Source organism: Achromobacter sp. NPDC058515, from assembly GCF_042721735.1.
Classification (GTDB): domain Bacteria; phylum Pseudomonadota; class Gammaproteobacteria; order Burkholderiales; family Burkholderiaceae_B; genus Achromobacter.
Window position 1 is genome coordinate 509,660 of sequence record NZ_JBHXNI010000002.1, and the last position, 15,718, is coordinate 525,377.

The window sequence follows — 15,718 nt, forward strand, 5'->3', positions numbered from 1 at the left end:
GCCATTTAAGGGTTATCCCTTACTCCTGCATCCGCGGTCAGTCGTCGCCGCCGCCCGCGGCATTGCGCGCCTCGGCCAGCGCCACCGTCAGGTGCATGACCTTCTTCTTCAGCTGGTCGCGCTCGTCCGTCAGGCGAGCCAGCAGTTGGCGCAGGCGCGCCACTTCGGCGGGCAGGTCCTCGATGTCCTCGATGGGTTCCTCGGGCGGGGTCTCGCGCGGGGCCGGCGCCTTGGCCTGGCGCACTTCGCGCGCGGCCTGCTGCAGCTCTTTCCTGCCCCCGGCCACGGCTGCCGCCTGCCGCTCGGCGGGCAGCGACGCCACGGCGGCGGCCGCGTTGATCGAAATCGCGCCCTCTTTCACCGCGCGCACGAGTTCCGGCGCGGCGGCCTTCTGGATTTTCTCGATCTGGCCCAGCGTATTGCTGCTGATGCGGGCGGCCCGCGCCAGGGCCTGGCGGCTGGGCACGGGAGGCGTCCATGGAATGTTGGCCGGCTCGCGCGGGGCGCCTTCGGGCGCGGGCGCGTCCTCGTCCCAGGGCGGCGAACCGTCCTCGGGCGCGGTGCGCGACTGCAGGATTTCCTTCTTGCGCAGCGCCAGCACGCCGCGCTGGAAGTCCGACACGCTGCGCCGTCCCAGGTGGTTTTCTATCATCCACAGATGCACGTCTTCCATGGACTTGAAGCGCGGGTTCTGGGTGGTCTGGAAAGGGATGCCGTGCTTGACGCACAGCGCGTAGCGGTTGTGGCCGTCCACCAGCAGATCGCCCCACAGCACCAGCGCGTCGCGGCAGCCGTCGGCCAGCAGGCTGCGCTCCAGCGCGGCGTGCTCGTCTTCGGTCAAAGGGTCTATATAGGCGCGCAGGCCTTCGTCTATCCTGATATCCATGGTGTCCAAGTACGGTTTCTTGCCAACCCGCTACGCCAGCCCCTGCCCGCGCAACACGTCCTGAATGGACGCCAGCCGCGCCACCGGGTCGGTCATGGCCAGCAAGGTGGCCTTGTCGTCCGGGGGCAGCGGCAGCAGCTCGCACCAGCGGTTGGCCACCCAGCCGCTGTCGTCCAGCCGGAACGGCGGCGCCAGCGGCATCCTGTCGGGGGGCACGCCCTCTTGCTGCCACTGCGCCACCAGGCGCCCCAGCGCGTCGGCGCTGCCCTGCATGGCCGGCGGCACGGGCGCGGGCGGGTCATCGGCGATGGGCTCGGCTTCGCCCATCCAAAGACCGTATTTTGCCACTACGCTGGAAAGCAGCCGGAAACGCCCCGTGCCGGTGCAACGGATCTCCAGCAGCGCCGGCATGGGCGCATCCCAGGTGTCGACGCGCGCCATGGTGCCCACCGGCGACAGCGTTTCGGTGCCTTCGGGCGAGCGCACTTCGTTGCCGGCCAGCAGGCCGACCACGCCGAATTCGCTGCCTTGCGCGATGCAGCGGCGGATCATGTCCAGGTAGCGCACCTCGAAGATCCGCAGGTGGACCACGCCGGCGGGAAACAGCGCATTGGATAGCGGAAATAACGGAATCAGCGACATGGCCGCCTCCTATTTCACATGGAAGGCCTCGTCCACGGGCACCTGCATGGCGGTCGCCAGCGCATTGGTTTGCGCCGCCATGCCGATCACGGCCAGCAGTTCGGCGTGCTGGCCGTCGGTCATGCCCTTCGTCCTGGCCGCGGCGGTGTGGGAATGGACGCAGTAGGCGCAGCCGTTGGCCGTGGACACGGCGATATAGATCATCTCGCGCACCAGCGGCGGCAGTTCGCCCTCGGCCATCATGACCTGCTTGAGCTGGTCCCAGATGCGCCGCATCTGTGGCGGATCGTTGGCCAGCGCGCGCCAGAAGTTGTTGACGAAGTCGGACTTGCGCGTGGCCCGGATGTCCTCGAACACCGCCCACGCCTCGGGTTTCTGGCGGATCTCGTCGTCAGACAGCAGCTTTACCGTACTCATTGCCACGCTCCTTGGTGAAAAAACACGTTACCCCGCGGCCATTTCCCGATTGCGCGCATTGCCCTATCATGAGCCGCGGTTCGCAATTCAAGCGCTGCGCCCATCGTACGGAATGCGGGTCAGCGCGTTCAGGTCCAGGTTTTCAAGGCAGCGCGCGTTCACCGCCGCCGTTTCCTCGCCCTTGGCCCCCACGCCGAAACCAAATGGCGCGCAGCCGCAGTTCGCGCAGAAATGGTGCGAGATCACGTGCTTGTTGAATTTGTAGGTGGACAGGCTTTGCGTGGACGACGTGATGCGCAGGTTGGCCCGCGGCACGAACCACAGCAGGTAGCCCTTGCGGCTGCAGTGAGAGCAGTTGCATTCCAATACCTGGGACACATCGCCGTCGACTTCGAAGGCGATCTGCCCGCAGTGGCAGCTTCCTTGTTGCATGGTCTGGCTCCTTGGGATTTCCGGGCGGATTCCCATCATAGAGCCCAGCCGCCCGCCTTGGCCATGCGGACCCGCCACGCGCCCCCAACGCACGGAGACATCATGCCCCAGCTATCCGCTTACCTCAGCTTCGACGGCAACTGCGCCGACGCCATGCGCTTCTACGAACGCGTGCTGGGCGGCCGGATGGAAGCCATGATCCGCTATGCCGACGCCCCCGCCGACGCCGCCATGCCCGTGCTCTCGGCCGAGGAGTCGGGCCGCATCATGTACGCCCGGCTGAGCCTGGACGAACAGACACTGCTGGGCAGCGACGCCACGGCCGGCCATCCCTACCCCGGCAAGCAGGGCGTGGCGCTGGCGCTCGCCTATCCCACGGTCTCGGACGCGCAGCGCGTGTTCGAGCAGCTGGCCGACGGCGGCAGCGTGACCATGCCCTTGCAGAAGACATTCTGGGCCGAGGCCTACGGCGCGCTGATCGACCGCTACGGCACCCGCTGGATGGTGAGCGGCGGCCGCGCGAGCCACTAGGCCGGCGGCGTTGCGGCCGGCCATTGATAAAGCGGCGGCTCCTTCTGCAGGAACCGGGCCGCCGCTACGCGGTGGTACTCGGTCGAGCGCGCGATACCCTGGCCGGCGGCTTCCAGGTCCAGCATCGTGTTCATGTCGCTGTTGAGCGAGGCATTGAACAGCCGCTTGGTCAGGCTCAACGCCGCCAGCGGAAGCTGGCTCATGCTGGCGGCCAGGGCCTGGGCCCGTTCGTGCACCTGGGACTCGGCATGGACCTCGAACACGATGCCCATGTCGCGGGCTTCCTGGGCGCCGAATTCGCGCGTCGAAAAAGCCAGCTCCTTGGCGCGCTGCAGGCCGACGATGCGCGGCAGGGTGTAGAAGACGCCGCAGTCGGGCACGGCGCCCAGCCGCAGGAACGACAGGCAGAACCGGGCGCGCGGCGAGGCCAGCACCAAGTCGGCGGTCAGGGCCAGGCCCAGCCCCGCGCCGTACGCCGGGCCGTCCACGACCGCGATGACCGGACGATCCAGATTGAGCAGATCGGCGATCACGACCTGCAGATTCAGCATCCGGTCGCGCGCCCCGTCGGCGGCCGTGTCCGAGGTCATGGTGCGGATGTCGCCGCCCGCGCAAAAGGCGCCGCCGGCGCCCTGGATGATCAGTACCTTGATCTCGCGGTCGCGCCGGACGGCGGCCACGATGTCGCCCAGCTCTTCACGCATGACCTGGTCCAGCGCATTGCGCTGGGCGGGCCGGTTCAGCGTCAGCGTGGCCACGTTGTCGGCCACTGCATACTGAACCGCCTGGTAGGCCTGGCTTGCTGCCTGCATGGTGTTGTCTCCTTGCGCCTCGAACGAAAATTTGGATGGTCAGGCGATCGTGCCCAGTTGCCTGAGACGGGCGATATCTTCGGCGGACCGCCCCAGTTCGGCCAGCAAGGCCTCGGTGTGCTGGCCGGCCGGAAAAACCGGCCCGGGCTCGCCCTGGGTGCGGCTAAAGCGCGGCGCGGGGGCGGGGTGGGAAACGCCGCCGGTTTCCACAAAGCCGTTTCTGGCCTGGTAGTGCGGATGGGCGCGCGCTTCTTCAAAATCGAGCACAGGCGCGAAGCAGGCGTCGGTGCCCTCCAGCAGCCCGCACCATTGGTCGCGGGTCTTGGCGGCGAACAGCTTTTCCAGTTTGGACCGCAGGGCGGGCCACTGCTCGCGATCCCATTGCGCCTGGAAATCGGGATCGCCGATGTCGCACAGCTTGAGCAGCAAGGCATAGAACTGCGGCTCGATCGCGCCGATGGAAATGAACTTGCCGTCGGCGCAGGCATAGCAACCGTAGAACGGCGCGCCCCCGTCCAGCATGTTCGCCTCGCGGTCCAGGCTCCATTTACCCTTGGCCAGCATCCCGTGGTAGGCCGTGGCCAGGGTGGAAACGCCGTCGCAGATCGCGGCGTCAACCACCTGCCCTTTGCCGCTATGGCGCGCCTCCAGCACGGCCGACACGATGCCCAGCGCCAGCATCATCCCGCCGCCGCCGATGTCGCCCAGCAAATGCAGGGGCGGCGCGGGCGGCCTGTCGGCATGGCCCATGGCATGCAGCGCCCCCGTCACCGCGATGTAGTTCAGGTCGTGCCCCGCCGCATGAGCCAGCGGGCCAGACTGCCCCCACCCCGTCATGCGCCCGTAGACCAGCCGGGGATTGCGCCGCAGGCAGACCTCGGGCCCCAGGCCCAGCTTTTCCATGACGCCGGGGCGGAACCCTTCGATCAGGGCGTCGGCCGAGTCGGCCAGGTCCAGCACGATGTCGGTCGCGCCCGGCTGCTTGATATCCAGCGCAATCGAGCGGCGCCCGCGGTCAATGATGGTTCCGCCGCCGCCCAGGAAGCCGGCGGTCTTGCGGTCGACGCGGATCACTTCCGCGCCCAGGTCCGCCAGCATCATGGCGCAGAACGGGCCCGGCCCGATCCCCGCCAACTCCAGTACCCGCAATCCGTTCAATGGCCCCGGCATGTGTTCCTCGCAGTGAGCGATGCTGTTATGAATCGAAAAATTCGACGCGGGCCTTGAGCAGGATCTCGACGTTGGCCTCGAAATTCTGCTCCATGCGCGAGGTCGGGCCTACCAGCGACATCGCGGTCAGCTGCCCGCCGACATAGCCGGCGATGCCGATCGCGAACACGCCCTCGTTGCCTTCGTCCTTGGTATAGAAGTACTTCTTGTCGCGCGACTCGATGATCTGCGCGCGCAGCACGGCCTTGTCGACGATGCTCTTGCTGGTGGTGGCCGCGAGGTCCAGGCTGTCGATCAGGGCTTCGCGCGTCTTGTCGTCGACCGTGCCCAGCAAGGCCTTGCCCAGCGCCGAGGTATGGATATCCACCACGGTTCCGGGCTTGAGCACATACCTTAGCGCCCGCGGGCTTTCCTGGCAGGCGAATATCTGCACGCGGTTGCCGTCCAGGTGCGCGCACATCGACGACTCGCCCGAGTGGCGGCTCAGGATCTCGAGCGCCTCGGACGCGAATATCTGCATGGGATCGGCGGCGGCAATGTCCCGCGCCACGTCGAGCAGCCGCGCCGTGGGGTGAAAGAACCGCGTCTTGGGCGCCCGCAGCAGGTAGCCGGCCTGCCGCAGCGTGTAGAGCAGGTCGGAACAGCTGCTGTCCGCCAGCCCGAGCAGGCGGGCCATTTCCGAATTGCTCAAGGGCCGGCGCTCTCTGGCGTAGACCTCGAACACTTGAAGCACACGTTGCGCGGTCGGGAGAATCTGAGGCATAGGAATGGATGGTTGGCGATGAAATTCGGTTCGGATGGCGGCGCGCCCGGGCTGCCGCCGGCTACTTCAAGGCCGAGACGCCCAGTACCGCCTGTGCGATCAATAGCGACTGGATCTGGTTGGTTCCTTCCGCAATGCTCAGGTGCCGCGCGTCGCGATAATAACGCTCGACGGGGAACAGGGCCGTGTAGCCGGCGCCCCCGTGCACCTGCATCGATTGTTCGGCCACGCGCAGCACCGCATCGGTCGCGTAGCGCTTCGCCATCGAGCACAGCAGCTGGCTGTCGGGCGCGTCCTGATCGAGCGCCGCGGCGGCGCGATAGCAGATCAGCCTTGAGGTTTCCACGAGGGTCAGCATGTCTGCAATCATATGCTGCACCAGCTGGAAACTGGCTATCGGCTTGCCGAACTGGACCCGCTCGCCCGCGTACCGCACCGCGGCCTCGCAGGCGGCCTCGGCGATGCCCAAGGCCGAGAACGCCACCACGCAGCGGCCGATGTTCAGGTACTTCTTGGCCAGCGCAAACCCGGCGCCTTCCTCGCCCACGAGATTGCCGCGCGGAATCTCCACCTCGTCGAACAGCAATTCGCCCAGAGGGCAGCTGTGCATGCCCATCTTGGGAATCGGGCTGGAAGAGAACCCCGGCATGTCGCGCTCGAACAGCAGGCACGACACCTGCCGCTTGCCGGCCTCGCCGGTGCGCACGAACACCACGCCCAGTTCGCACACCGGCCCCAGGCTGATGTAGAGCTTGCGGCCGCTGACCTTCCAGCCCTGCCCGGTGGCCGTGGCGCGCGTCTCGATATTGGCGGCGTCCGAGCCGATATTGGGCTCGCTCAGGGCAAAGCTGGCGATGGCCTCTCCGCTGAGAATGCGCGGAAGGTACTTGTCCTTGAGCGCCGGCGAACCGCCGTCCGCGAGCACGGAGGCGGCCAGGTTGCTGGTGCTGACGATGCTGCGCAGCGATGGCCACACGCGCGCGACCTCGGCGATGAGCATGCCGTAGGTGCCCATGGGCAGCCCGAAGCCGCCGCTTTCCTCGGGCAGCAGGCCGCCCAGCAGCCCGAAGTCGCGCATGGCGCGGATGATGTGGCTCGGCACCATGCGCGACTCGGCCTCGTGCGCGTCGACAATCGGCGCGACCTCGGCGCGCAGGTAGCGGCGCAAGGCGTCCTGCAGTTCGACCTGGTCGGCCGACAGCGCGAAATTCATCGGCATTTCTTGAGCGGCGTTCATTTGTCGGTCTGCTCCGCGTTCAGCACCAGCTTCCACATGTCGGGCGCCACGGGGGAGCCCGCCTCTTCGATGATGTGCGCGATCAGGCCGGCCGTGCGTCCCACCAGCGCCAGGCCGCGCGCGGCCTTGGGATCCAGCCCCATCTCGGCGGCGATCGCGCCCATGGCGCCGGCGCCGTTGATCGGCAGGAACTTGCCGAACGATGCCTGGTTGACGACGGCGATCGCATCCAGCAGTTTCCAGTGCTTGCCGTAGTAGCCGTTGTCGCGCGACACCTTGCGCAGGGCGTCGACCCGCGGATCGCCATCGACGTGGATCGGATGGCCTACCCCGGCGATGCGCCGCTTCTGCGCCGCGTAGCGCGTCAGCAGGTCGTGCGCCCGCGCCTCGAATTCGCTGGCCGGGCTGTCGTCTTCCAGGCCCGGCGTTTCGTCGGACAGCATCTGCGCCACATTCTGGGTAACGCCCAGGTATCTGTCGCCCGCGCCCAACAGCCCGGCGGCCACCGCGCCCTGCAGCGATTCGGGCGCGCCCAGGAACGTCAGGCGGCCCGCCATCGAGATGGGCGTGAACCCGTGGTCGCACGAGGTCACCAGGATGACGTTCATCATGCGCTTGAAGCGGGCCTCGGGATACTGGCCCAGGATGCACAGGCAGGCCATGTCGACGAAGTCGGCGTTCGGGATGATGTCGGTCGACAGGTTCTTGCCCCGCACAAAGATGTCTTCGGCGGTGGCGTACCCGATATTGGTGTGGATCGTCATGGGTTTGCTTCCTTTTCGGGCATGGCGGGCGCTTGCAGCGGGCCCGTGGCGACGATCAGCGCGTCCAGCGCGATGGCGCCCTGGCCGGCCGGGCCCAGCCATACCGGGTTGAGTTCCAGTTCAAGCAGCGTATCGGCATGGCGTTCGGCGAAAGCCGATACCTGCAGGATCAGGTCTTCCAGCGCCGCCAGGTCGGCGGACGGCTGCCCGCGCACGCCTTCCAGGATCGCGGCGTTGCGGATGTCGCGCAGCAGGCTGCGCGCGTCCTCGCGTTGCAGCGGAATCATCCGATGCGCAACGTCGCGCAGGGTTTCAACAAAGATGCCGCCCAGGCCAAACGTCAGGACCAGGCCGAATGCGGCGTCGCGGTGCACGCCCACCAGCACCTCGCGGCCGCCGGCGGGCAGCATGGCCTCGACAAGCACACCCTCGATGCGCGCGCCGGGCGCGGCCCGCGCCACCGCGGCGCAGATGCCGTCGAACGCTTCGGCGGCGGCGTCCTCGGTGCGGATGCCCAGGCGCACGCCGCCGCTTTCGGTTTTGTGGGCGATGTCGGGGCTGACGATCTTCATGACCACCGGAAACCCGATGCGGGCCGCGGCGGCAGCGGCCTGGCCGGCGCTGGCGGCGACCTCATTGGCCGGCAGCGGGAAACCCGCCTGCCGCAGCAGCGCCTTGGATTGCGCCTCGCTCAGCTGCAGCCTGCCGGCAGTCTCGCCTGCCTGAGGGGCCGCGCCCCCCGCATCGTGCTCCGCGGCCGGGCCCGATGGCGCGCCAGACTCCGGCCAGATGCGCGACAGCGCGGCGATGGCCCCCGACACGGACAGGAACGGCTGCAAGCCGTGCTGCTCCAGCAGCTGGAACCCGCCTCCCATGCGGCGGCTCATCCACACGGGAATGATGGGCGTCGCCGTGGACCGCGACACGTCGATGATGGACTGCGCAATGCCGTCGGTGACCTCGCCGTAGTCCATGGGGATGGGAAACAGCACCGCCCCGACGCCGGGGTCATTGCAGATGACGCGCAGGCACTCGTTCGCGGCATCCTGGTCGCGCAGGATGTCGGCGGTGGTGTCGACCGGGTTGGAAATATTGGCAAAGTCGGGCAGCAGCGACTTCAGCGCGGCGTTGGTCTGGGCCGAGAAGGCCGCCATGGGCAGGTTCGCCAGGCCCGCAATGTCGGTCGCCAGCGCCGCGGTCCCGCCGGAAAACGTATAGATGCACAGGCCGCTGCCCGGCTTGGGCGCACCCTGCGCAAGCAGCCGGGTCACGGCCAGCAGCTGGTCCAGGTCGTCGACCTCGATCGCGCCGAATTGGCGGAATACCGCGCTGTTGATGGCGGCGCTGCCGGCAATCGATGCCGTATGCGACTGGGCCGCGCGCACGCCCGCTTCCGAGTGGCCGATCTTCAGCACCACCACCGGCTTGCCGCGCTCGCGCGCCAGGTCCAGCGCGGCCGTCAGGCGGCGGCCATCCTTGATGCCTTCCATCAGCAGCCCGATCACCTTGATCTGCGGGTCTTGCGCCATGCAGGCAATGAAATCCGGGATTTCCAGATCGACCTCGTTGCCGGCCGAAAACCACAGCCCCACCCCCTGGCCGTGGCTGAGCCCCTGCAGCAGGTTGCGCCCGAGCCCGCCGCCCTGGGTCGCCAGCCCAATGCCGCCGGCATTCAGGTCATGCCTGAACGCCGGCGAAAACGTCATGCCTATGCGGTCGCGCACATTGACGAAGCCTGGGCAGTTCGGGCCATAGACATGCAGGCCGGTTTCGCGGCAAAGCCGCGCGATGTCCTGCTCCAGCGCGCGGCCCGCCTCGCCCGCTTCGGAAAAGCCCGAAGACATGACGATGGCGTAGGGAATCTTGCGCTGCACGCATTGGAGCAAGGCGTCCATCACGCGCGAGGCATTGACGATGACCAGCGCGACGTCGATATCTCCATCGGGCAGCTCGCGGATCGACGGCCAGCACGGCGCATCGCCGATCTGGCTGTAGGCCGGATTGACGGCGTACACCTTGCCCCGGATCTGCGAATGACGCACCAGGTTCTCGTACAGGCGCGCGCCCTGGCTGGACGGCCGAGCCGACGCCCCTACCACCGCCACGTTGACCGGATTGATAAAGCGGGAAAGATCGGCGAAGGGTCTCATGCGGCGGCTCCGGGCTCGCGCATCAGCATGGCGAAATCCGCCTGCGCCACGACTTCGCCGCGCTGGTTGACCGCCTCGCGCCTGAACACCATCTTGACGCGCCCCGGCCGCGTGTCGGCCACGCGCTCGGTCACCGTGACGCGGGCGTGCACCGTGTCGCCGATGAAAGTGGGCTTGGGAAAACGGCAATTCAGGTCTATCAAGGCCAGCACCTGAGGCTCCAGCCCCCGGTAGGCCAGCGTCTGGGTCGTGAGGCCCGAGAGCACCGACAGCACCAGCAGGCCATGGGCGATGCGCTGCTCGAAGCGCGTGGACTTCGCGTATTCGGCATCGACGTGCAGGCGGTTGAAGTCGCCGGACAATCCGGCGAACTGCACGATGTCGGCTTCGGAGATGGTGCGCCCGCCGGATTCGAACGAGTAGCCGACGTCGGGCAGTGTTGCCGGCGCGGCCTGGCTTGAAAGGGAATGCATGTTGCGTTGTCTCCTGTTCTTGGCGTGGATGGCCTGCGGCGCGTCAGCTTGAGTAGCGGCCCCCGGTGACGTGCAGGGTTTCGCCGGTAATGAAGCTGGCGCGCTGCGACGCCAGGAACGCGACCGCATCGGCGATGTCTTCCACCATGCCCAGGCGCTGCACAGGCTGGCGGGCCAGCGCATTGGCCCGCAGGGTTTCATACGTGGGAAGCGCGCGTATCAGGTCGGTTTCCACGAAGCCGGGCGCGACGGCATTGGCCGTGATATTGAACTTGCCTTGTTCGAAGGCAAGCGAGCGCGTGAAGCCGATCAGCCCCGCCTTCGCGGCCGAATAGTTGGTCTGGCCGGGATTGCCCAGGTGCGCCCGCGACGCGATGTTGATCACCCGGCCCCAGCGCTTTTCCATCATGGAGGGCAAGGCGGCCTTGGTGCAGTAGTAGGCGCCCTTCAGGATCGTATCCACCACCGCGTCCCAATCCGCCTCGGGCATTTTCGTCAGGTACTTGTCGCGGGTGAAGCCCGCGTTGTTCACCAGGATGTCGATCGACCCGAACTCGGCGACGGCCCGGTCGGCCAGTGCCTGCACCTGCTGCGGATCGCAGACGTCGGCCACCACGCCCAGCGCCTGATGGCCGGCCTTCTTCAATTGCGCGGCCGCCGTCTCGACTGCCTGCGGATTAATGTCGGTGATCACCACCCGCGCGCCTTCGCGCGCCATGGCCAATGCCGACGCATAGCCTATGCCGCGGCCGGAGCCGGTGACCAGAGCGACTTTCCCCGTGAGTTGCAAATCCATTGTTTCCCCTTGATGGCTGGACTGCCAAAAAACTTGCGGCCTTGCGGCCCGACGCCGGGCAGAACGGCGTACAACAAATCCGACATACGGAAGAAGTATACGTAGTGCCGGATTTCATTGCAATTAAATTCGGCATGTCGCTATACTCAACGGCATGTCGTATTCACTTGCGGCATGCACCTATAAAAACTCAGGAGACGACAAATGTCAGTTGTGAGGTTATTGAGTGCGGCAGCGCTCGGGCTGGCAACGGCAGGCGCCCTGCCCGCCCATGCGGAGTACCCGGACAAGCCGGTCAAGATGTACGTGGGTTTCGCGCCCGGCGGCGCCACCGATCTGCTGGCGCGCTTCTATGCCGAGCAGCTGTCGAGCAAGCTGGGGCAACCGTTCATTGTTGAAAACCGCCCGGGCGCCGGCGGCAACGTGGCCATCCAGTCGCTGGCCCAGACCAAGCCCGACGGCTACACCATCGCCATGGGCGCCAACTACATCGCGTCAAACGCGGCGCTCAAGCGCAATGCCTACGATTGGGACAAGGATCTCACCCCCATCGCGCTCATCGCCTCCACGCCCAACATCCTCGTGGTGCCGCCGAATTCGCCCTTCAAGAGCGTGGGCGACATCATCCAGGCGGCCACCCGGCCGAACGCTTTCCTGACCTTCGGCTCGGCGGGGGTGGGCTCGTCCATTCATTTGTCCGGCGAACTCTTCAAGGCCATGACCGGCGCGAAGCTGACGCATGTGCCCTACAAGGGCGTATCGCCGGCCGAGGTTGCGCTGATGGGCGGAGATATCGACATGATGTTCGGCAGCGTGTCGACCGAAGTGCCCCTGGTGCAGGCCGGCAAGCTGAAGGTCCTGGCCATCACCGGCCTGGAGCGCATGAAAGTGTTTCCCGACGTGCCCACCCTGGACGAAGCCGGCCTGAAAGGCTTCAACGTGGGCGCCTCGTACGTGCTGGTGGCGCCGGCCCGCGTGCCGGACGCCGTGGTGCAACGCCTGAGCCAGGCCGTGGCCGAGATCAACGCGGGCGCGGAGGCCCCGGCCTACACGGAACGCCTGTACGCATCGCCCATGAAAGGCGGCCCGGCAGAGGCCAAGGCCTTCCTGCAATCGGAATACGAGAAATGGAACAAGCTCGTGGCCGACAACGCGCTGAAGCTCGACTAGCCCTGGCGGCAAGGAGAACGACATGAGACAGATCAAAGGGGCCGTCCTGGCCCTGGCCGCCGGCATGGCGGCGCTATTGGCGGCGCCCGCGTCCGCGGCGTCCGACTTCCCGTCCAAGCCGGTGCGCATTATCGCCCCCAGTTCGGCCGGCGGCATCCTCGACCTGACCAGCAGGCTGGTGGGCGAAAAGCTATCGCGGCAGCTGGACAAGCCCGTGGTCGTCGAGAACATGCCCGGCGGCGGCGGCTTCATCGGCATGCAGGGCATGCTGAACGCCGCCCCGGACGGCCATACGCTCGTCATGGGCAGCCTGGGGCCGAACGCGGCCAACTACACGCTGTACAGCAAGGTGCCCTACAAGATGGAAGACTTCGCGCCGGTCATCAGCGTCATCTCGATGCCCAGCGTGCTGGTGGTCAACCCCAAGCTGCCGGTGAAGGACCTGGACTCGCTGCGGTCCTACGCCAAGTCCAAAGATGGCGGCATCGCCATGGCCATTTCCACCATGGGCGCGTCCAGCCACCTGATCGGCGAAGTGTTGAAGCGCGAACTGGGCATCACCGCCATCAACGTGGTCTACAAGGGCGCGGCGCCCGCCATCACCGACCTGGTCGGCGGGCAGGTGGATTTCATGGTGGACAACATGATCACCGCCAAGCCCATGATCGAATCGGGCCGGCTGCGTGCGCTGGCGGTCTTCAGCGACACGCGCAGTCCGCTGATGCCGGACGTTCCCACCGTGGCGGAACTGGGCTATCCGCAGCTGGCCGGCGGCACCTGGCTGGGGCTGTTCGTCTCCGCCAAGACGCCGCCCGACCGGGTGCAGCGCCTGAATGCGGAACTCAACAAGGTGCTGGCCGACCCCGGCGTGCGGGATGCGCTGATCAAGCAAGGCGGCAACCCGGTGGGCGGCACCAGCCAGGAATTCGACAGCTTCGTGCGCAAGGAAACCGAGCGCTGGCGCGAAGTCATCCAGGCCGCGGGCATCCAGGTGCAGTAAACGCAGGCCCGCGGCAACCCGCCGGGGCCCATCGACGAGGATCAAGATCGTATGGCGATTCACTATGAAAGCTTGCGGAACTGGCGTTTCGACGACCGCACCGACCGCTACAGCGTCCGGGACAGCATGCTGTACGCCCTGACGCTGGGCTACGGCGGCCAGCCCGCCGACGAACAAGACCTGCGCTTCGTGCACGAACAGGACACGCTGGCCGTGCCCACCCGGCTGGCGGTGGTCGGCGCCCCCGGCGCGTGGGCGACCCATCCCGACACGGGCATCGACTGGCTGCAGCTGCTGCACGGAGAACATCGGATGACGTTTCATGCGCCGGTGCGCGCCGAGGCGGCGGTGACCAGCAAGACCCGCGTCACCCGCGTCGTCGACAAGGGGGCCGGCAAGGGCGCGCTGGTCGTCACGACCCGCGACATCTTCGATGCGGACAGCGGCCAGCCGCTGGCAACCATCGAGCACGTGTCGTTCTGCCGGGCCGATGGCGGATTCGGGCAGGGCGACGAGCCGCTTGCCCCCCTGCCGGCGGTGCCGGACGAGCCGCCCCATGAAACGGTGCTGATCCCCAGCCTGCCCCAGGCCGCGCTGCTGTACCGCCTGAACGGAGACCTGAACCCCATCCATGCGCTGCCCGCCATGGCGTCCAGGGCCGGGTTCGACCGGCCCATTCTGCACGGCCTGTGCACGTTCGGCATGGCCGCCCGGGCGCTGCTCAAGACCTGCTGCCCGGCCGAGCCGGCCAGGATGCGCAGCTTTTCCGTGCGCTTCTCGGCCCCCATGTACCCCGGCGAAACCCTCAGGGTGGAAACCTGGCGGCGCGCAGCCTCGGTGCACTTTCGCGCCGTGGCGCACGAACGCGGCGCCGTGGTGCTGAACAACGGCATCGCCGACATCGCCTGACTATCCCGGAGGAAACCAGCATGACTCCAATCGAGCGCCATGCGCGGGACATGCCCGACCGCATCGCCTATCGCATGATTCCGTCCGGCTACGCCGTCACGTGGATCGAACTGGAACGGCGCACGCGCCAATGCGCGGCCGCCCTGCTCGCCGCCGGCCTCAAGACCGGCGATTCGATCGCGGTGTTCCTGGAAAACCATCCCTACTATTACGAGATCCTGTGCGCCGCCCATCGGGTCGGCCTGTACTACGTAACCGTCAGCCGCCACCTCAAGCGCGACGAGGTGCAGTACATCGTGGACGATTCCGACGCCAAGGTGCTCTTCTGCTCGCGCCACACCCTGCAGGAAGTGTCGTACGACGCCTTCCGCGAGCGCGGCACCACCTGCGTCATCATGGACGACGAGCGCGAGGGCTTCGAATCCTACGCCGACTGGATCGGCCGCTTTCCCGCCGACGCGCCGCTGCCCGCCACGCAGGAAGGCACGGATTTCTGCTATTCGTCGGGCACCACGGGCGTGCCCAAGGGCATCAAGCGCCCGCTGGAGACCGCCAACGGCTTCTTTCGCGCCGACACCTCGGCCCGCAGCGCCTGGAAGGCGTTCGACCAGGACACCGTCTATCTGTCGACGGCGCCGTTCTATCACACCGCGCCGGTGCGCTGGAACATGGCTGTCCTGCGCGCCGGCGGCGCCTGCGTCATGATGGAAAAGTTCGAGCCGGAACAGGCGCTGCGCGCGATCCAGGACCATCGGATCACCCACTCGCAGTGGGTGCCGACCATGTTCATCCGCCTGCTGCGCCTGCCCGAGGCGCAGCGCAACGCCTGCGACCTGAGCTCGCTGCGCTATGCGGTGCATGCCGCGGCGCCCTGCCCGGTCGAGACCAAGGAAGCCATGATCGCCTGGTGGGGCCCCATCCTGTACGAGTACTACAGCGGCACCGAGCTGGTGGGCCGGACGTCGCTGGACTCGCACGAATGGCTGCGGCACAAGGGCTCGGTGGGCATCCCCGAATTCGGCAAGGTCCACATCGTGGACGACGAGGGCCGGGAGCTCGGGCCACGGCAGCCCGGCGTCATCTACTTTTCCGGCGGCGGCAGCTTCCAGTACCACAACGATCCCGAGAAGACCCGCAGCGCCTACAACGAACGCGGATGGGCCACCTACGGCGACGTGGGCTACCTGGACGAGGACGGCTTCCTGTACCTGACCGACCGCCTGTCCAACACCATCGTCTCCGGCGGCGTGAACATCTATCCCCAGGAAGCCGAGAACCGGCTGGCCCTGCATCCCGCCGTGCAAGACGTGGCCGTCATCGGCGTGCCCAATGAGGAGTTCGGCGAAGAGGTCAAGGCCGTGGTGCAGCTCGTCGATCCGGGCTTGGCCGGCGAGGCGCTGGCCAATGAACTGATCGCGTACTGCCGGGCGCAGATCTCTCACGTGAAGTGCCCGCGCACGGTCGACTTCATTACCGACATGCCGCGCACCGAGTCGGGCAAGTTGCTCAAGCGCCTGGTCAAACAGCGATATTGGCCGCAAGACATCGGCATCGCGCATTAAGGAA

17 protein-coding genes are annotated in these 15,718 nt (G+C 67.1%); 5 read left to right on the plus strand and 12 right to left on the minus strand.

The window, feature by feature from the left end; translation table 11 throughout:
* Window positions 1-37: 37 nt before the first annotated feature.
* From ACFWP0_RS05585 to ACFWP0_RS05600, 4 genes are all read right to left on the minus strand, one after another.
* Window positions 38-886, minus strand: a complete 849-nt coding sequence (locus ACFWP0_RS05585; protein WP_377840303.1) for a hypothetical protein — start codon at window positions 884-886, stop codon at window positions 38-40.
* Between the two features lie 30 nt (window positions 887-916).
* Window positions 917-1,528 (minus strand): LON peptidase substrate-binding domain-containing protein, encoded by a 612-nt coding sequence (locus ACFWP0_RS05590; protein WP_377840305.1) that lies wholly within the window; start codon window positions 1,526-1,528, stop codon window positions 917-919.
* Window positions 1,529-1,537: 9 nt separating this feature from the next.
* Entirely contained in the window at window positions 1,538-1,945 is a 408-nt protein-coding gene (locus ACFWP0_RS05595; RefSeq protein ID WP_377840307.1) for a carboxymuconolactone decarboxylase family protein, read from the minus strand.
* Window positions 1,946-2,032: 87 nt separating this feature from the next.
* Window positions 2,033-2,377 (minus strand): GFA family protein, encoded by a 345-nt coding sequence (locus tag ACFWP0_RS05600; RefSeq protein WP_377840309.1) that lies wholly within the window; start codon window positions 2,375-2,377, stop codon window positions 2,033-2,035.
* A 102-nt stretch (window positions 2,378-2,479) separates the two neighbouring features.
* Here ACFWP0_RS05600 and ACFWP0_RS05605 point away from each other — a divergent pair, with 102 nt between their 5' ends.
* Window positions 2,480-2,908, plus strand: coding sequence for a VOC family protein (locus tag ACFWP0_RS05605; RefSeq protein WP_377840311.1), 429 nt, complete (start codon window positions 2,480-2,482; stop codon window positions 2,906-2,908).
* On the opposite strand, the gene ACFWP0_RS05610 is transcribed toward ACFWP0_RS05605, so the two are convergent.
* From ACFWP0_RS05610 to ACFWP0_RS05645, 8 genes are all read right to left on the minus strand, one after another.
* Window positions 2,905-3,720 (minus strand): enoyl-CoA hydratase/isomerase family protein, encoded by an 816-nt coding sequence (locus ACFWP0_RS05610; RefSeq protein ID WP_377840312.1) that lies wholly within the window; start codon window positions 3,718-3,720, stop codon window positions 2,905-2,907. The two genes, ACFWP0_RS05605 and ACFWP0_RS05610, sit on opposite strands and share 4 nt — an antisense overlap.
* Window positions 3,721-3,759: 39 nt before the next feature.
* The gene (locus ACFWP0_RS05615) at window positions 3,760-4,890 is read right to left on the minus strand and encodes a CaiB/BaiF CoA transferase family protein (RefSeq protein ID WP_377840314.1); all 1,131 of its coding nucleotides are present in this window, start codon (window positions 4,888-4,890) and stop codon (window positions 3,760-3,762) included.
* A gap of 25 nt (window positions 4,891-4,915) precedes the next feature.
* Window positions 4,916-5,653: an IclR family transcriptional regulator gene (locus tag ACFWP0_RS05620; protein ID WP_377840315.1), complete on the minus strand. Its 738-nt coding sequence runs from the start codon at window positions 5,651-5,653 to the stop codon at window positions 4,916-4,918.
* Window positions 5,654-5,714: 61 nt separating this feature from the next.
* Window positions 5,715-6,890, minus strand: coding sequence for an acyl-CoA dehydrogenase family protein (locus ACFWP0_RS05625; RefSeq protein ID WP_377840317.1), 1,176 nt, complete (start codon window positions 6,888-6,890; stop codon window positions 5,715-5,717).
* Window positions 6,887-7,654 carry a citryl-CoA lyase gene (locus ACFWP0_RS05630; protein ID WP_377840318.1) on the minus strand — a complete coding sequence of 256 codons (768 nt, stop codon included), beginning with the start codon at window positions 7,652-7,654 and terminating at the stop codon, window positions 6,887-6,889. The genes ACFWP0_RS05625 and ACFWP0_RS05630 overlap by 4 nt, the downstream gene beginning before the upstream one ends.
* On the minus strand, window positions 7,651-9,804 hold the full coding sequence (locus ACFWP0_RS05635; RefSeq protein WP_377840320.1) for an acetate--CoA ligase family protein: 2,154 nt from the start codon (window positions 9,802-9,804) through the stop codon (window positions 7,651-7,653). The genes ACFWP0_RS05630 and ACFWP0_RS05635 overlap by 4 nt, the downstream gene beginning before the upstream one ends.
* The gene (locus tag ACFWP0_RS05640) at window positions 9,801-10,277 is read right to left on the minus strand and encodes a MaoC/PaaZ C-terminal domain-containing protein (protein ID WP_377840322.1); all 477 of its coding nucleotides are present in this window, start codon (window positions 10,275-10,277) and stop codon (window positions 9,801-9,803) included. Before ACFWP0_RS05640 ends, ACFWP0_RS05635 begins: the two co-directional genes overlap by 4 nt.
* A gap of 43 nt (window positions 10,278-10,320) precedes the next feature.
* Window positions 10,321-11,073: a beta-ketoacyl-ACP reductase gene (locus tag ACFWP0_RS05645; protein ID WP_377840323.1), complete on the minus strand. Its 753-nt coding sequence runs from the start codon at window positions 11,071-11,073 to the stop codon at window positions 10,321-10,323.
* Window positions 11,074-11,277: 204 nt separating this feature from the next.
* Here ACFWP0_RS05645 and ACFWP0_RS05650 point away from each other — a divergent pair, with 204 nt between their 5' ends.
* Genes ACFWP0_RS05650 through ACFWP0_RS05665 form a run of 4 tightly spaced genes read left to right on the plus strand, consistent with a single transcriptional unit; the run spans window position 11,278 to window position 15,714 of the window.
* Window positions 11,278-12,243 carry a tripartite tricarboxylate transporter substrate binding protein gene (locus tag ACFWP0_RS05650; RefSeq protein WP_377840325.1) on the plus strand — a complete coding sequence of 322 codons (966 nt, stop codon included), beginning with the start codon at window positions 11,278-11,280 and terminating at the stop codon, window positions 12,241-12,243.
* A 22-nt stretch (window positions 12,244-12,265) separates the two neighbouring features.
* Window positions 12,266-13,243, plus strand: a complete 978-nt coding sequence (locus ACFWP0_RS05655; protein WP_377840326.1) for a Bug family tripartite tricarboxylate transporter substrate binding protein — start codon at window positions 12,266-12,268, stop codon at window positions 13,241-13,243.
* A gap of 51 nt (window positions 13,244-13,294) precedes the next feature.
* Complete coding sequence (locus tag ACFWP0_RS05660) at window positions 13,295-14,152, plus strand: MaoC/PaaZ C-terminal domain-containing protein (RefSeq protein ID WP_377840328.1); 858 nt, start codon at window positions 13,295-13,297, stop codon at window positions 14,150-14,152.
* A 20-nt stretch (window positions 14,153-14,172) separates the two neighbouring features.
* Window positions 14,173-15,714: an AMP-binding protein gene (locus ACFWP0_RS05665; protein ID WP_377840329.1), complete on the plus strand. Its 1,542-nt coding sequence runs from the start codon at window positions 14,173-14,175 to the stop codon at window positions 15,712-15,714.
* The last annotated feature ends 4 nt before the right edge of the window (window positions 15,715-15,718 follow it).

Coding starts and splice junctions, on each gene's coding strand:
- ACFWP0_RS05620 (WP_377840315.1), bottom strand. CDS start 5,653: ATGCCTCAGATTCTCCCGACCGCGCAACGTGTGCTTCAAGTGTTCGAG.
- ACFWP0_RS05590 (WP_377840305.1), bottom strand. CDS start 1,528: ATGTCGCTGATTCCGTTATTTCCGCTATCCAATGCGCTGTTTCCCGCC.
- ACFWP0_RS05640 (WP_377840322.1), bottom strand. CDS start 10,277: ATGCATTCCCTTTCAAGCCAGGCCGCGCCGGCAACACTGCCCGACGTC.
- ACFWP0_RS05625 (WP_377840317.1), bottom strand. CDS start 6,890: ATGAACGCCGCTCAAGAAATGCCGATGAATTTCGCGCTGTCGGCCGAC.
- ACFWP0_RS05610 (WP_377840312.1), bottom strand. CDS start 3,720: ATGCAGGCAGCAAGCCAGGCCTACCAGGCGGTTCAGTATGCAGTGGCC.
- ACFWP0_RS05600 (WP_377840309.1), bottom strand. CDS start 2,377: ATGCAACAAGGAAGCTGCCACTGCGGGCAGATCGCCTTCGAAGTCGAC.
- ACFWP0_RS05665 (WP_377840329.1), top strand. CDS start 14,173: ATGACTCCAATCGAGCGCCATGCGCGGGACATGCCCGACCGCATCGCC.
- ACFWP0_RS05615 (WP_377840314.1), bottom strand. CDS start 4,890: ATGCCGGGGCCATTGAACGGATTGCGGGTACTGGAGTTGGCGGGGATC.
- ACFWP0_RS05645 (WP_377840323.1), bottom strand. CDS start 11,073: ATGGATTTGCAACTCACGGGGAAAGTCGCTCTGGTCACCGGCTCCGGC.
- ACFWP0_RS05635 (WP_377840320.1), bottom strand. CDS start 9,804: ATGAGACCCTTCGCCGATCTTTCCCGCTTTATCAATCCGGTCAACGTG.
- ACFWP0_RS05655 (WP_377840326.1), top strand. CDS start 12,266: ATGAGACAGATCAAAGGGGCCGTCCTGGCCCTGGCCGCCGGCATGGCG.
- ACFWP0_RS05660 (WP_377840328.1), top strand. CDS start 13,295: ATGGCGATTCACTATGAAAGCTTGCGGAACTGGCGTTTCGACGACCGC.
- ACFWP0_RS05650 (WP_377840325.1), top strand. CDS start 11,278: ATGTCAGTTGTGAGGTTATTGAGTGCGGCAGCGCTCGGGCTGGCAACG.
- ACFWP0_RS05605 (WP_377840311.1), top strand. CDS start 2,480: ATGCCCCAGCTATCCGCTTACCTCAGCTTCGACGGCAACTGCGCCGAC.
- ACFWP0_RS05595 (WP_377840307.1), bottom strand. CDS start 1,945: ATGAGTACGGTAAAGCTGCTGTCTGACGACGAGATCCGCCAGAAACCC.
- ACFWP0_RS05630 (WP_377840318.1), bottom strand. CDS start 7,654: ATGACGATCCACACCAATATCGGGTACGCCACCGCCGAAGACATCTTT.
- ACFWP0_RS05585 (WP_377840303.1), bottom strand. CDS start 886: ATGGATATCAGGATAGACGAAGGCCTGCGCGCCTATATAGACCCTTTG.